The organism is Shewanella gelidimarina, from assembly GCF_023283945.1.
Classification (GTDB): Bacteria; Pseudomonadota; Gammaproteobacteria; order Enterobacterales; family Shewanellaceae; genus Shewanella; species Shewanella gelidimarina.
This window is the reverse complement of record NZ_JAKIKW010000001.1, coordinates 369,963-384,732: the sequence shown is the minus strand read 5'-3', so window position 1 is coordinate 384,732 and position 14,770 is coordinate 369,963. Positions and strand designations below refer to the sequence as shown.

15 protein-coding genes and 1 tRNA gene are annotated in these 14,770 nt (G+C 44.2%); 6 read left to right on the top strand and 10 right to left on the bottom strand.

All coding sequences use genetic code 11. The features are described from left to right. Nucleotides 1–495 precede the first annotated feature (495 nt). Both L2729_RS01685 and L2729_RS01680 read left to right on the top strand, forming a co-directional pair. Nucleotides 496–930, top strand: a complete 435-nt coding sequence (locus tag L2729_RS01685; RefSeq protein WP_248986677.1) for a DUF3859 domain-containing protein — start codon at nucleotides 496–498, stop codon at nucleotides 928–930. An 86-nt stretch (nucleotides 931–1,016) separates the two neighbouring features. Then, on the top strand, nucleotides 1,017–1,883 hold the full coding sequence (locus L2729_RS01680; RefSeq protein WP_248986676.1) for an AraC family transcriptional regulator: 867 nt from the start codon (nucleotides 1,017–1,019) through the stop codon (nucleotides 1,881–1,883). A 147-nt stretch (nucleotides 1,884–2,030) separates the two neighbouring features. On the opposite strand, the gene L2729_RS01675 is transcribed toward L2729_RS01680, so the two are convergent. Then, a tRNA-Ser gene (locus tag L2729_RS01675) sits at nucleotides 2,031–2,121 on the bottom strand. A 276-nt stretch (nucleotides 2,122–2,397) separates the two neighbouring features. Between L2729_RS01675 and lepB the strand changes: the two genes are divergently transcribed. Together lepB and L2729_RS01665 are read left to right on the top strand one after the other, a co-directional pair. Then, nucleotides 2,398–3,066 (top strand): signal peptidase I, encoded by a 669-nt coding sequence (gene lepB / locus L2729_RS01670; protein WP_248986675.1) that lies wholly within the window; start codon nucleotides 2,398–2,400, stop codon nucleotides 3,064–3,066. Between the two features lie 178 nt (nucleotides 3,067–3,244). After that, nucleotides 3,245–3,757, top strand: a complete 513-nt coding sequence (locus L2729_RS01665; RefSeq protein ID WP_248986674.1) for a TlpA family protein disulfide reductase — start codon at nucleotides 3,245–3,247, stop codon at nucleotides 3,755–3,757. A 68-nt stretch (nucleotides 3,758–3,825) separates the two neighbouring features. Here the strand turns inward: L2729_RS01665 and L2729_RS01660 are convergent, their stop codons facing one another. After that, a complete protein-coding gene (locus tag L2729_RS01660) occupies nucleotides 3,826–4,347 on the bottom strand; it encodes a hypothetical protein (RefSeq protein ID WP_248986673.1) in 522 nt (173 codons plus the stop codon). Between the two features lie 233 nt (nucleotides 4,348–4,580). Between L2729_RS01660 and ubiD the strand changes: the two genes are divergently transcribed. Both ubiD and fre read left to right on the top strand, forming a co-directional pair. Further along, nucleotides 4,581–6,062, top strand: coding sequence for a 4-hydroxy-3-polyprenylbenzoate decarboxylase (ubiD, locus tag L2729_RS01655; protein WP_248986672.1), 1,482 nt, complete (start codon nucleotides 4,581–4,583; stop codon nucleotides 6,060–6,062). 75 nt (nucleotides 6,063–6,137) lie between these two features. Beyond that, nucleotides 6,138–6,848, top strand: a complete 711-nt coding sequence (fre, locus tag L2729_RS01650; RefSeq protein ID WP_101090309.1) for an NAD(P)H-flavin reductase — start codon at nucleotides 6,138–6,140, stop codon at nucleotides 6,846–6,848. 112 nt (nucleotides 6,849–6,960) lie between these two features. On the opposite strand, the gene L2729_RS01645 is transcribed toward fre, so the two are convergent. The 8 genes from L2729_RS01645 to L2729_RS01610 form a co-directional block, all read right to left on the bottom strand. Continuing rightward, the gene (locus tag L2729_RS01645; RefSeq protein WP_248986671.1) at nucleotides 6,961–8,265 is read right to left on the bottom strand and encodes a winged helix-turn-helix domain-containing protein; all 1,305 of its coding nucleotides are present in this window, start codon (nucleotides 8,263–8,265) and stop codon (nucleotides 6,961–6,963) included. A gap of 230 nt (nucleotides 8,266–8,495) precedes the next feature. Beyond that, nucleotides 8,496–9,341, bottom strand: coding sequence for an ABC transporter permease (locus tag L2729_RS01640; protein ID WP_248986670.1), 846 nt, complete (start codon nucleotides 9,339–9,341; stop codon nucleotides 8,496–8,498). Next, nucleotides 9,338–10,333: an ABC transporter ATP-binding protein gene (locus L2729_RS01635; protein ID WP_248986669.1), complete on the bottom strand. Its 996-nt coding sequence runs from the start codon at nucleotides 10,331–10,333 to the stop codon at nucleotides 9,338–9,340. Before L2729_RS01635 ends, L2729_RS01640 begins: the two co-directional genes overlap by 4 nt. Further along, nucleotides 10,323–11,654 carry a nitrous oxide reductase family maturation protein NosD gene (nosD, locus tag L2729_RS01630; protein WP_248986668.1) on the bottom strand — a complete coding sequence of 444 codons (1,332 nt, stop codon included), beginning with the start codon at nucleotides 11,652–11,654 and terminating at the stop codon, nucleotides 10,323–10,325. The genes L2729_RS01635 and nosD overlap by 11 nt, the downstream gene beginning before the upstream one ends. A 20-nt stretch (nucleotides 11,655–11,674) precedes the next feature. Continuing rightward, nucleotides 11,675–12,163, bottom strand: coding sequence for a nitrous oxide reductase accessory protein NosL (locus L2729_RS01625; protein ID WP_248986667.1), 489 nt, complete (start codon nucleotides 12,161–12,163; stop codon nucleotides 11,675–11,677). A gap of 135 nt (nucleotides 12,164–12,298) precedes the next feature. Next, complete coding sequence (nrfD, locus tag L2729_RS01620; RefSeq protein WP_248986666.1) at nucleotides 12,299–13,246, bottom strand: NrfD/PsrC family molybdoenzyme membrane anchor subunit; 948 nt, start codon at nucleotides 13,244–13,246, stop codon at nucleotides 12,299–12,301. Nucleotides 13,247–13,248: 2 nt separating this feature from the next. Next, a complete protein-coding gene (locus L2729_RS01615) occupies nucleotides 13,249–13,953 on the bottom strand; it encodes a 4Fe-4S dicluster domain-containing protein (protein ID WP_248986665.1) in 705 nt (234 codons plus the stop codon). A gap of 54 nt (nucleotides 13,954–14,007) precedes the next feature. Continuing rightward, nucleotides 14,008–14,724, bottom strand: coding sequence for a nitrite reductase (locus tag L2729_RS01610; protein WP_248986664.1), 717 nt, complete (start codon nucleotides 14,722–14,724; stop codon nucleotides 14,008–14,010). Nucleotides 14,725–14,770: the final 46 nt, after the last annotated feature.

Here is a 14,770-nt window from a genome sequence, read left to right as displayed (position 1 = left end):
CACTATCCTATACCAGTTGCATTAAAAGTTTGACCATTCAGCGGGAATTCAAAACCCTGTAGGCAAGGTGAGGGATTGAAGCTAATAGTTATTCTATATCCAAAGGCCACAACGAAGCTTAAAGGGCTTTGCCATTTGCTTTAAACGTCGGCCGCACTACGTGAGCGCTTCAGATTTTCCACTTCTGCTTTGCATTGGCTTAAAAGGGAATAACCCTTTTTTCACCAATGCGCCTTGAATTGAAAAGCCTGAAGCGTTCTGAATTGGTCAAATACTTAATGCAATTGGTATTCAATTGATGATTATAAAAATGCTAATGTGCGACACATAAGTCCACCTCAGGTTACCTTGCCAGCTAAAAATGTCCACCCGAGCAGCATTTTATACTGTATAGAAATATTCACGTTTAATCCTATTAGCTGCGTAACATGAAAGTTGGCGCTATTTTGAGTATCCTTAATACCTCTTAAACTCTTACATGAAGACTTGCCACTCGTGTCCAAACTCAAACCTGATGTCAGTATCATTCGTAGCGGTATTTTCACCCAATGGGACGAAGACAGTGATGACTTGCCTAAATTGACTAAAGCAACGATACACGTGCCCGCTGAAGTCGACATTGAGTTTGGTTTTGTCACGCAGATAAAAAAAGCCAAGAACCAAGTATTACGCTACTGCATATACCATCCCGACATTCCCGATGCCAACGGCGATATTCGTCCCCCCTTTGACGGTGAAGTCTACGTAAAATCTAATGATTGGAAATTTTATATTGGTGATACCATTTGGGCACCAGAACACAATAAAGTCGGCAAATGGCGCATGACACTTGAACTCAAAGGCAAAGTCATTGCCGAGAAAACCTTTAAAGTCCACCCCAATGAAGAGGGTGACAAAATAGGCGCATTCTGGAAGCGACGCGGATTTTAAAAAATTATTAAACTAGTCAGCAATTTCGGTCAGGTAACGTCTGTGGCTCACTGTAATAATAGCTTCGCACTTGAGGAGAGATTGAAATGAACCAGCAGACAAGCCAACACTATTCAGCCAAAATTGTCGCGATTTGCGATTATATTGCGCTGCATTTAGACGACAACCTAAATGTGCAGCAGTTGAGTCAGGTGGTTCATTTTTCAAAATATCATTTTCATCGACAGTTTCAGGTTTTTACCGGGATCAACGTCGGCAGATACATCTTAATGATGCGGCTTAAAAGAGCCTCATACCGATTAGTATTTCATGCTAATGAGCGGATAACGGATATCGCGCTTGATGCTGGCTTTGAAAACTCAGAATCCTTCTCTCGTGCATTTAAAAAGGCATTTATACAAACCCCCTCTCAATTTAGACTCACGCCCAATTGGCAGCTGTGGAGTGACGAATATGAGAAAGTGAACCTAACGAGGAATGATACTGTGAATATAGAATTAACCCATAGAGACGAGACACCAGTTGCTGTATTGGAGCACCACGGCGCGCCGCAAACACTCAACGACTCACTGCAAAAGTTTATTGAGTGGCGCAAAGCCACAACCGACTCTCCAGTGGCCAGCAGCCAATCGATAGGCGTGCCGTATAACGACCCCAATACTGTGCCTGCCGAGCAGTTTCACTTTGATATTTGTGGCTCCCTCACCCAAGAGTTACAAGCCAATGATTACGGCGTGATCGCCAAAATGATCCCCGGCGGCCGCTTTGCCAAAATCAGACATTTAGGATCGCATCAGCAGATGGATGAAAAGATCTATCAGTTCTACCGCGATTGGTTACCTGCAAGTGGAGAACAATTAAGAGATTTTCCGTTGTTCTTCCAATATATGAACCTGTTTCCTGCAGTACCTGAAAACGAGCTGATTACCGATATCTATTTTGCTTTGAAGTAGTAGCTATCGCATTACACCAAAGCGATTAAATAGCGTCATCTTAATACGGCGCTGAGATAGCAGGCTCTAATCAAGAGGAGCCCTAGGGGTTTTATTCTCACATACGAAAAAGCCCTCAGCATTTCTGCTAAGGGCTTCGTCTTAATGTGGCGGAGAGATAGGGATTTGAACCCTAGATAGGCTACAAACCTATGCCGGTTTTCAAGACCGGTGCATTCGACCACTCTGCCATCTCTCCGAACGCCGTGAATAATAGGGATATCGGGTTAAAATGTAAAGCCTCTATTTGTTCAACTGGACAACAAATAGACCATTTACTGCATTTTCTGCAATATAGTGGCTTTCCTGCTGTATTATCCAGCAAATTGGCACTTAAAAATCATCGATGCAACCCTCTACAGACTCGCAATTCATATTTGGTTACCTTTATATCTAGTTGAAATATGAATTTCTGCAGAGTGACATGGTCTCAAATTGGAGAAGTAACTACCAAAATCAATAAAGGAACTATTGTATGAGAAGATTTCTAACACTACTGAAACAGAACCGCTCACTTATTTTGTTTATTTCGTTAATGCTGGTGTTCAGAAGTGCGGTTGCCGACTGGAACAGTGTCCCCACAGGTTCAATGAAACCAACCATCGTCGAAGGTGATCGTCTGTTGGTAAATAAAATGGCTTACGATCTGCGTATTCCGTTTACCCATATATCCATTGCCAAGCTTGCCGATCCGCAGCGTGGCGACATCGTTATTTTTGATTCAAAGGCCAGTAACAAAAAATTGGTCAAGCGAGTAATAGGCCTTCCCTCTGACACCATAGTAATGCGCGACAATGTGTTATCGATTAATGGTGCAGCACTGCAGTATAGCGACGCGTCCGAGCAAGAACCGAATGATTCAGACATTCGGGTTGAGCACCTTTTGGGCTTAAGCCATCAGGTAAAAATTGCAGGGATGTCGGGGCAAGGTATTATTACGCGTCAATCTAGTTTTGGCCCCATTACCGTGCCGGAAGGGCATTATTTAGTACTGGGAGATAATCGCGAACATAGTGCAGATTCAAGAATGATTGGTTTTGTGCCAAGAGCCGAAATTGTTGGCCGTTCACAAACTGTGGTATTTTCGGCGAACTACGATAATTACTACCTGCCAAGACCAGAGCGTTTCTTCCATTCACTATAATATTGAGTAAAGGGACCCCGTCCTTTTCTCAAAGGCTAGCTCACGATGGTCTCTAAACAGGTCTCTAAGCACTATCAGCCAACTTTGTTAATGCTGCACACAACTAGCTTTAAGAAGGCTTATACAAATGGGTTAGGCTTTGTTACTTTAGGGCGACTTACAGACGAATGGATGCCCTATGAGAGCCCTAACACTGATCCTAACCAGCTTGTTTATATTGACGACAACAGGCTGCGCAAATAATACCGAACATGCTGCAGTTCAGCAAAACAAAACAGAATACTTAACCTATGTGAAAGCCGGTGATAAAGTGCCTGTAACTCATTTTGTTGATACTCAAGGAAACAGCATTGACCTGAGCAAGTCACGCAACAATAAGTTACTCATTTTATTCGCCACTTGGTGTCATGATTCACAACGCACCATCAAACACCTCACCGCGTCAGATATTTATTTGAGCCCTAATGTCGATATTATTGGTATTGGTCGAGAAGAAAATAACGCAGCGCTCGATAAGTTTGCCCAAGAATATGAGCTCAACTTTGCCCTCGTTGCAGATACCGATAGAAGTATCTATAACCAATTTGCCAACACAGGTATACCCAGGTTGATATTGCTCGATGCTGACAATAATGTGGTCAAGACCCTTATTGGTGAAACTGAGAATGTAATGACTGAAGTGGTTTGGTGATTGGCATTAGCGTGAGGTCGCGCTTATATGTGCGACCTTGTTAACACGGCTATAGACGCCAAACTAAGTTAATTAACCTTGTTGTAGGTTTTACTATTCCAGTCAAACACGTACTCAACCCCTTGCCACTCATAAACAGTGTGACCGTCTTTGTGCACCACTCGGGCATTCTCCGGCAAATGCGTTAAGCCCGTTGCGTAGCTAACACTGGTTGTAACTCGTTCTGGAGGCGATATAACTTTAGGCTCTGCTTGGCGGTAAACTGGCCGCTGATAACGATAAGGGGATGTATATTGATTACGATTATAACCCCAACGAGAACCATAATGGCCCCAACCAGGTCGGTAATAGCGGCCACGATATGGGTACGAATACCACCCATTTGAGACCCCAGCATTCCAGCGCCATGGGTCATTGAAATTTGAATTCCAACCACTGCCCCAGCCTACGCCCACACTCACGTTACTCACAGCCCATAGCGGTGGTGCGACAAAGCGTAAATGCTGCTGTGCAACCGCATGGCCAGCCCCAGCGGAACTCGACAACACCACCAGTATTACCGTAAATAATCTAACAAAAAGTTGTTTCATCGCCATACTCCTACGCTAATATTACATTAGCAAAACATAAAGCATTGACCTATTTTACGCCCAAATACGATTTACACCAATGCCATTTAAAGTCGTGCCGAATGCTAAAACCAACCTATAACTAACGACTGGTTCTTTAGCGTACTCAGCTTTGATGAACAGGCGTTTAACGCCTACGTGAATAATGCTATAGTGCGCGCCATATCACACTTTATAGCGATGAGAATTCCCCTATGAGTTTTAAGGATTTACGCAGTTTTATAGACCACCTAGAGAGTAATGGTGAGCTTAAGCGTATTAGTCATCCAGTCGACCCTCATTTGGAAATGACAGAGATTGCCGATCGCGTTTTGCGCTCAAAAGGCCCCGCTCTGTTATTCGAAAACCCTGTCGGCAATGACATGCCAGTGCTCGTGAACTTGTTCGGTACGCCGAAACGAGTCGCTATGGCTTTAGGTAAAGAAGATCCTCTCGCACTTCGAGATGTCGGTGAACTACTCGCGTTTCTAAAAGAACCGGAGCCACCGCGCGGCTTTAAAGATGTGATCGCAAAAATCCCGATGTTTAAGCAAGCCTTAAACATGCCCCCTAAAACAGTGCGTAATCCACCTTGCCAACAAGTGGTCAAAAGCGGTGATGAAGTTGATCTAACCCGACTGCCAGTCCAACACTGCTGGCCTGGAGACGTTGCTCCCTTGGTGAGTTGGGGGCTGACCATTACTAAAGGTCCACGCCAAAAACGCCAAAACTTGGGGATCTATCGTCAGCAATTACTCGGTAAAAACAAACTGATTATGCGCTGGCTTGATCATCGCGGCGGCGCATTAGACTTTAAAGATTTCAAAGAGAAATACCCCGGTGAGCGCTACCCAGTTGTCGTGGCCATTGGCGCTGACCCTGTCACCATTTTAGCAGCCGTGACCCCCGTACCAGACACCATGAGTGAATATGCCTTTGCGGGATTGCTCCGTGGTGAGCGCACTGAAGTGTGTAAAGCTATCACTTGTGATTTAGAAGTGCCCGCCACCAGCGAAATCATTCTCGAAGGCTATATCGATCCTGATGAGATGGCTGAAGAGGGTCCATACGGTGACCATACCGGTTACTACAATGAGACAGACTCTTTCCCTGTCTTTACTGTGACCCACATGACCCATCGAAAAGATGCGATATACCACAGCACCTACACCGGCCGTCCGCCTGATGAGCCTGCTATGCTAGGTCTAGCATTGAATGAAGTGTTTGTGCCTATTTTGCGTAAACAATACCCAGAGATCATCGACTTCTACCTGCCACCAGAAGGTTGCTCATACCGTATGGCAGTGATCTCTATCCGTAAGGAGTATCCGGGTCATGCCAAGCGTGTGATGATGGGTGCGTGGTCGTTCTTACGTCAGTTTATGTACACCAAATTTATTGTTGTCGTCGACGAAGACGTCAACTGTCGAGATTGGAATGATGTGATCTGGGCCATTACGACTCGAATGGATCCCAAGCGTGACACGGTAATGATAGAAAATACGCCTATCGATTATCTCGACTTTGCTTCGCCCGTGACTGGACTCGGTTCCAAAATGGGCATGGATGCAACCAATAAATGGCCAGGGGAAACCGATCGTGAATGGGGTACTCCTATCGTGATGGATGAAGCCGTCAAACAAAAAATAGATGCAATATGGAGCGATCTAGGAATAGATGACGCACCCACCCTATAACGCGATATAGCCTTAGGCAATACGCAAAATATATATTGAATAAGCTTCCAAAGAGAGGCTCATCAAGGATTAAAGATGAACACCATTAGTTGTACAATTGAAAAAGTCGCACCGTTTAATGATGCGGTATTTCAGGTTATTTTAAAGTCTGCTGTCGCCTTTGATTTCAAAGCTGGCCAATATCTTTGCGTCGTGATGGGAGAGACCGACAAGCGTCCTTTCTCTATCGCTTCAGCGCCAGATAGCCAGCACTTAGAGCTTCACATTGGTGCCGCGGTTAGCGAGAGCTATCCAATGCAAGTGGTTGAACGCCTTAAAGACTGCTTAGCGAATAACAGTACAATTGAGATTGAAATACCCGGTGGTGATGCTCATTTACGCCATGACAGTCTGCGCCCACGTTTACTGATTGCTGGTGGGACTGGATTCTCTTACATCAAGAGTATTGTTGAGCATCAGATAGCACTCGGACAAGAGATTGAGACCACACTGTATTGGGGTTGCCGCACCATTGATGCGATGTACTATGAATCGATTGCTCGTGAGTGGCATGATGCACACCCTTGGTTGCACTTTGTGCCCGTGGTTGAAGAGGCTCCTAGCGACTGGAACGGCAAACAAGCTAACTTGTTAGAGCAACTAAAAACTGATTTTGTTAGCCTTAATGGCTACGACATCTATATTGCAGGTCGGTTTGATATGGTCGGTGCAGCGCGAGAAGTGTTCCGTAGCATGGGGGTTGAAGAAGACCATCTATACGGTGATGCATTCGCATTTATTAAATAACTGTCCCCATTAATCTGAGTTCAGTTTAAATCACATCAAACACTAATAGGGCACTCATATTCATTATTGAGCGCCCTATTTTTTGCAGATTTTTCCACTAGAACAGCTGTTGTTAGATCCTCACCTGATCATACTTATACCAAGCGACAATGCTGCCCAATATCGGTGAAATCCACACGGCACTCTTCTCATCGGTATGCACCCGATAAAAATACAACACGTCATCGGTAATGTCGTGCTTTCTAATCGCTCGATAAAAATTCATCGCTGACGGGCTAACAACTTCAGGTTTAATAAACTCTTTTTGACTCACTTTGACTTGAAACACATCAACCGTTAAATCATTAATCTTTTGCTCATATTGCTTAAACGTACCGCGCACCTTGTACTTAATCGGCGTCGTTAGGCAGTCTTCATCGGTAATACAAGTTGCGGAGTAAAATTGCCCGCTATTATCGTCTTCATAGATCAATGACAAACTGAGATCTGAGCGCACCAGTAGCTCCCCCGCCACCGGGAAGTAGACATCAGCATGATAGTGGTGCTCGGTGATGTCGCCCACTTCATTGTCATTGTCATTGTCATTGTCATTGTCATTGTGGGGAATAATAATCCTATTATAACGGATCCGCTTCTCAAGCCGCTCAGCAAGCTCAGAAAAATGGCTGATGTCGAGCCCTGCAGGATTACGATCAATCGCGGTGATGTTCATCAAGTTATGGCCTGCACATTCACCATCAATAACGTTGGGGCAGATCGCCATTGAATAGTTATCGCCATCAGTGGCAACATAACCTTCGAAACCTTCAAAATTGGCTAAATGGTTACTTTCAGGGGCCAAATGCTTTTGCCACATCGACGGATGCAAATACTCAACATTGCTTTGATAAAACATCGGTATAATCTCTTTGGTGCCACCGATATTTAATGCCACTTTTTTATCCGTATTCCACAAACTGCTGTTCTTAACCGCACTGTGATAGTCGCTGGTATACCAAGACCACAATATAAATAACAACAACACTAAAATCCCGCCGATTTTGACCATCATAGGAACATCTATAAGCGCTGTTTTTATCGATTCAGCGTCATTCACTGCCAGCATTTTAATATGCGACCGCTTAGATACGTATAGCTCATAGCCACGGCGAGCCACGGTTTTAAGCTGTACTTCTGGATAGGCTTCTAGTTTTTTACGCAGGGTGCTAACGCATTGCGTTAAAGAAGTGGCAGCAACGACACGATCGGGCCAACCGGCATCGAGTAATGCCTCTTTTCCACATACGCTATCAGCAATCAACAATTGATATAAAACGGCAGATTCTGAAAACGTCAGGCTGATCATCGTATTATTAGCACGATCCACCAGTTGCTTTGCCTGCTGGTCGAGCTCCAGATATGGAGTAACTTTTAGCAAGATTAACCTCTTAAAATTTAGTCATTTGAGCGAGCTAATTTAACCCCCACATTGCCACAAATTATAGTGATAGAAATAAATTGCTATTGTGACAAAAATCTCAATTAAGTGTTCCAGTTAATTGCGGTATGTCATTATTCACAAAATGAAAAACATTTATGAACAATCAGGTTTAGCACTCTCTAATTTTGCGCCATCATGCCACATTTAAACTAGATAAAGGAAATCCTTTATAACGGCTTACGACTAAAAATACTTTGAGAAATAACAACCAGAGCACAGATCCAGACCAACATTAACGAATACATCACCGACATCCCCCAATCGATATCGCCGAACATTGAAAACGCCGCACCGGTACTTTCCGTACCAACAGACACTAAGTTAATCGCTCGATAAAGATCAGTCGGGTTCAGTGCAATCAAAATATTCAACAGCTGCTTATCCATAAACGCCACATCGGAGACCAATACCGTGAGCAGCAGCAGATCATAAATTAATACCAATATGAACCAAACAAACAATAGCCCAGCGACCGCCTTAGCTTTCTCTGTCGCGCGCAAGCTAACGATATAACCCAGCAAGATAAAAGTCAGCGCTAATAAATTACTGCTGATGATAAACTGCCCAAAAACGCTCACCACTTCAACCACTGAGTATTGGCTACCAAAAGTAAGCAATAGCACTGCCGTCGAGCCAAAAGCGCAACTGGTGGTGATGAACATCACCAAACTATGGCCTAATAGCTTACCTATGAGTATCTGTGTACGGCTGATAGGGTATGACAGTAACAACAATAATGTGCCGGCCTCTTGCTCACCGACAAAACTGTCGTAACTGAGCAAAATCGCCGCTAAAGGGATAATAAACACCGAAGTGGTCGATAGACTCGACATTAAGTTGGCCAGTGGAGGTAAAGCCAACTCTCCTGTGACTGCTCTCCCCGCAAACGTGACCGATAAAGACAGCAACATGAATATACTGCCCATAAATAATATCCAACGATTACGCAAACTATCGCGTAGCTCTTTGTAAGCAATGACCAGGATAGGCGAAGTTAACAGTGTGCTATTCATAATTGGCTCTGACGTGCTATAGGGCTAAATAAAGACTGCAACCAACCTTTTCTGGGTATAGTCGCCACGGCAATATCAGATGGTAACGGATTCAAAGGTTGCTGCTGCATAAAGTGATGATAAATAGCCTCTAAACTCGGGTCGATAACGCTGAAATCAGTACAAGACTTTTGTTGAACCAGATATTCAATAACGGCTTTGCGTTCATCGCTAGCCACTAATAACGCTTGTCCATGACGTAAAGACTGTAAATAACCATCGCCCTGCACTTTATCGGTGAAGTTTGGCAGCTTAATTTGAGTCTTTAAGCCACTTGCATGGCGCAGATCATCGAGCGTTCCAGAAGCCACTCGACGTCCACCCGCCAGCAGGAGAGCACTATCGAGATGCTTCTCTACGATTGACAGTTCATGAGTACATACAATCACTGCACAGCCCTGTTGTTTAAGCGACGCTATCTTTTGATACAAAAACTGTGAGGCCTGCGGGTCTAGCCCAACGGTGGGTTCATCCAGCAATAAAATATCAGGCTGTGACAAAATAGCCTGAGCTACGCCAAGTCGTTGCTTCATCCCTTTTGAGTAGGTTTTCAACGGTCGATGCTGTGCGTATTCCAATTCAAACTCAGCTATAAGTTGCTTAACCCGTGGGGCTTTTACCCCTTTAAGTGCGGCAAAATAGCTAAGCACCTCCCAGCCCGTTAACTTGTCATAGAAGCTGACATCTTCTGGCAGATAACCCAGATTTACAGGCTGATATGACGCTCGCCCACCCTGCACTGTTAACTGACCCGTAGTGGGCTTAATCAAGCCTAAAATCAACTTTATCAGGCTCGATTTTCCCGCACCATTGTGGCCGAGCAATGCTAACGTTTGCCCTTGATACACATCCAGATTGATGTCATGTAATACCTCTACATCACCAAAGCGCAACCCCACATGTTCAACGTTGACCACTGGGATATTATAAGTTGGACTCGTATTACTGTTCATAGACAAACTCACTTTCGAACATCTCTGACTCAACGGGATGATTGATCGGAAACGGCTGCATTAGCGGGTAATCATCTTTAATGCCTGTGGCCGTGAATACCGTCAGTTGCGACTCGACCCAACGCAGAAGAGAAACAACGGGGCTGTTCAGTAAAAATTTGGCTTCAGGATAACGCCAAAACAGTTTGTCCATTGAATCATTGGGCTGATAACTCTGATCGCCAATGCCATCCTGAGTATGATCCCAACCCATATAGCCACTCCAATAGTTACCGCGCCCCGCACGGCTCCACTGCAGCAGCTCATCGCCGACGTATTTCACTTGAATAAGGTTATTAATAAAGTTGTTCTCATAAATACGGTTTTTCTCTCCACCCATGGCCATCGCAATCCCTATATCACTCATCGCAAACTCGTTACCACGGATCTCATTATCTAAGGCGCCGTAAATAAACATGGCTCGGCCTTGATTACCTAAGACAGCCTGCCCATTGGGATTATGGATATTACGTAGCACATTGAACTCAATACGGGCACCATTGGTGATGTTTAATAGCACGCCATACTCAGTGGCATTTTGTGCTCGATTGTGATGTAAATATATCGATTTTGAGCTCATGATCGCGTAACCACCACTCACATTTTCGCTCACATTACCGTAAGCTTCATCTTGCGCACTATACATATAATGAATGCCATATTGCTGCTCATAAAAGCGGTTGTTCGCGACTAAGCTGCCTTCACTCGACTCTATATAGACGCCATCTCTGACATGATCGATTTTATTGAACTCAATGACGGCCTGCTTAACACGATTGAGATAAATACCGTCACCTCTATCAAGAACGTGCAGCAGGGGATTACCTGATATTTGGTTATGGCGAATGGTCAACTCTCGACTATGGTCCGCACGGATCCCAAAGCCGTCACCCGTTAAACGATTGTCGTTAATGGTGATCTTACCCGTATGTTCAGCAATCCAAATACCGGCATCACTTTCATACAGATCGGCACCCCAATTTCGAATGCTGAGACCTTCTATCGCGACATCGCTGGCACTGACTTTTATCGCACTGCCATGGCCTAGAGCATCAATATCAGCCCCCTCTAACCCTTGCAACATTAGCGCTTTAGTGATCTCGAAATTACCAGTGTAACTAGCAGCTTGCAGTATTATGGTATCCCCAGCGTTAGCACTAAGTAACTGCTCACGTAGCTCAGAGTTACTATTAACTGTCCATGTTGCTGCCATCACAGCATTGCTAAGCACAACGGTTACAATAGTCGTAATCAGGGCGATAACATGAGCCATTTTTGACATTGAAATAAGCCTAATAAAGGTTACTCACCTGCAAGTAACTGGGTATCTATTTGGTCATAACTCAGCACTATGCCGCCTAACTCCTGAGCAAATTTAACCGCGCCTTCTTTAGTGCCAAAACTAGCAACTGCTGGGCCCATTACCGCTTTTTTACTCGCGCCATAGACATACCATGCCGTTTTAGCATCAATAAAGGCACTGTCTTCGGGCGATTCCCAATCCGTTTTTGCCATATCATGCACAAAAAGGTCAGTCACTTGACGTTGGTTTTCGCTTTGCAGTGCAAAATTAAACATGTCTCGAGTCGAACAAAACTTCGGCGTCACCTGCAGTCCTTTTAGGTGTACCTGGCCTTTAGGCCCAGGGTATTTCTTGATCATCATGCCACACATATGGCAACGGTCATGTTCATGAATAGGCACAGCCGCGATAGTCATAACTTCACTATCTTGTTGACTACAGGCAAATAGCAACGGCATTAATAGCAGTAGGCCTAGTAGTTTTTTCATTTAAAACCCCAATAACTTAAAGAAAGCAGAACAGATTAATCCAATAAGCTTTCGGTCTACGATTGATTGTAACCTTGCAGGGACAATACAATAAGCGCAGACTTACTCACCTATCAAACACGTATTTCTTTACCGCTAAATAGCAAAGTGCTGTCCAGCATAAAGAATAAACAAACGTAAGCACATCATACCGCTCACAGAGCAAAGACCTGAAACGTAGAAGGCTTTCGCTGAATGGCTGAACGACTTACTGGTAGCAAAGTTAAGCAATATCGGCCCAACAAAGCCGACGCCAACAACACCAAGCCAAAATACATTAGCCCAAACACCTGAATGAAAAGCAGCAAAGGCACTTTGGGCACCGGCGTTACCTGTCAACAATGATGTCGCTATCATGAAAAGAAACATAATTTCAGCAAACATAATTGGCCATTCAGCGCCGTGAAGCAGCTTCATATCTGAACTATGTAGATCTCCCTTAAATATCGACACTGCCGCCATCTTCGCTGCTGCGGCACCCGCTGAGAGCCCAGAGGCAATAAATAGTGCCGGCAGTACTGATGTATTTATAATTGGAAAACGGATAAGTGCTGAAATTAGGAAGCCGGTATAAGCACATACTGACAAAGCCAGGATAAGCACTATTACTTCAGCCGGCTTGCGCACAGCTTTCAACTTTTCAATAATTGGCACTAATATTTTCAGTACAGGTACGCTGCGGATCTCATCTTCTAATGCCAATAGTGAAATGACTGCCGTCAACGGGATATAAACCGATAGCGCAAGAACACCTATAGACATCACTGAATTAAAGTTATAAAAAACCAAAATTCGCCAGAAGAACAGTGGGTTGGTTAAGTCTAAGACCAAACACAACATGCCCAAACTGATGGTCACAAACGAGATCACGGCTGCGGCTTTATAGAAAGGTGTATTTTCGGTCTGATTTTTATAGAAGCGAATAACCATCGCACAGGTTAATGCCCCGCCCGAAATTCCTGCAAAAAACAGATAAACGGCAATAGGCCAAGGCCATGCAACGCCTTCCGATAACCCCATGCTAAAATCAATTGTTCCATCCATAGCTATACCCCTATCTTTACAACTGGTATATAACGCAAACTTGGTTCAGTACCAAAGCCTGGCTTAATCCGCACCGAATCTTTCACTCTTAATAACTTACTCACATAAGAGGTAGAATCGTTAGCATCACCGAAAATCAACGCATCATATCGACACTGCTGCACACAAGCAGGAAGTTCACCAATGGCTAACTTGCTGTGTAAACAAAAATCACAATTATCTGCGACATCAGTTTCTTTATTGATGTAACGTGCATCGTATGGACAAGCACCAATACAGTACTTACACCCAGCACATTTCGACGCATCCATAGTCACAATGCCAGTCTTTTCATCTCTATGGGCTGCACCCGTCGGACAAACAGTGACACAAGGAGCGTTCTTACATTGCTGACAAGAAACACGCACATATTTGCGTTCGCAATTACATTCTGTTTTGCCGCAATGAGGACATATTTCACCCGCAACACCACCTGATAACTGCTCCATAACCATGCGAGACTTACCATCAGGGAGATTATTTGCGACATTACATGCGTCCTTACATTCACCGCACCCAGTACATTTATTTTGATCAAACACCATCACGTAATGAGGTTTGTTTGCATCTGACTCTTCTTTGACTGAACTGCACCCTAAGGGCGCTATTATCAAAGAGCTGGCTCCTAAGCATTTAAGGAACCTCCGTCTCTCTATATTTTCACTCACAGCATCCTCCATCTAGTCAGCTATATTGCCGACCTATTCTCTATTGGTGTGACTTTACTCAGATGCAGTCACTGAACGATTAGCTATTTTTTGCTCGGTTTTTAAAATTGCATTGTTAATTGAGGCTCGATTAAAGCTCTGGCTGTCGCTACGGAGTAACAACTGCCAATGTTCAATCGCTTTGGCATACTCTTGATTGAGATAAGCATCCGTCGCGATCAGTAATTGCGCTTGGGATTCAAATTCATCAAGGGCTAACGCTCTAGCCAAAACTAAACGGGTTTCGATGCTCATCTGGCGGCCATCACGGTAGTACATGGCAGTCGCTTTCATCCCTAAGGTTTGAGCATCCTCACCAGTAACGGCAAGTAGTTCATTTAGCGTCGCAACAGACTGGGCATATAGCCCACCATCGACATAAGATTGAGCCAAAGTTAACAATGCAATTTCGTTGTTAGGTTGCTCGTTGACTTTACGTGCATTTTTATTGATATCTGCGGCGATCAGATAATCAATGTTGTCGTCTATTACTCCTTTATCCCACTCAGAAAAGTGGCCTAACTGGCTATAAAGCACCAGAGGTACAATTAATATCACTAAAGAGATTACTGTTGGCACTGCTCCATTTACTGCTCTTCCTTTAGCAGTAGACAAAATATCTTGGCTCGCTAGATCAGAACGTTGGAGATGACGAGCTTGAAGGTGATGGCCCCAAACACACGCAATGACACTAACCAGACAACAACCAATGCCAACAGCAAGACTACTCATAGTGACTCTCTAATTTAGTTAGATAACGACTCAGGCACTTAACGTA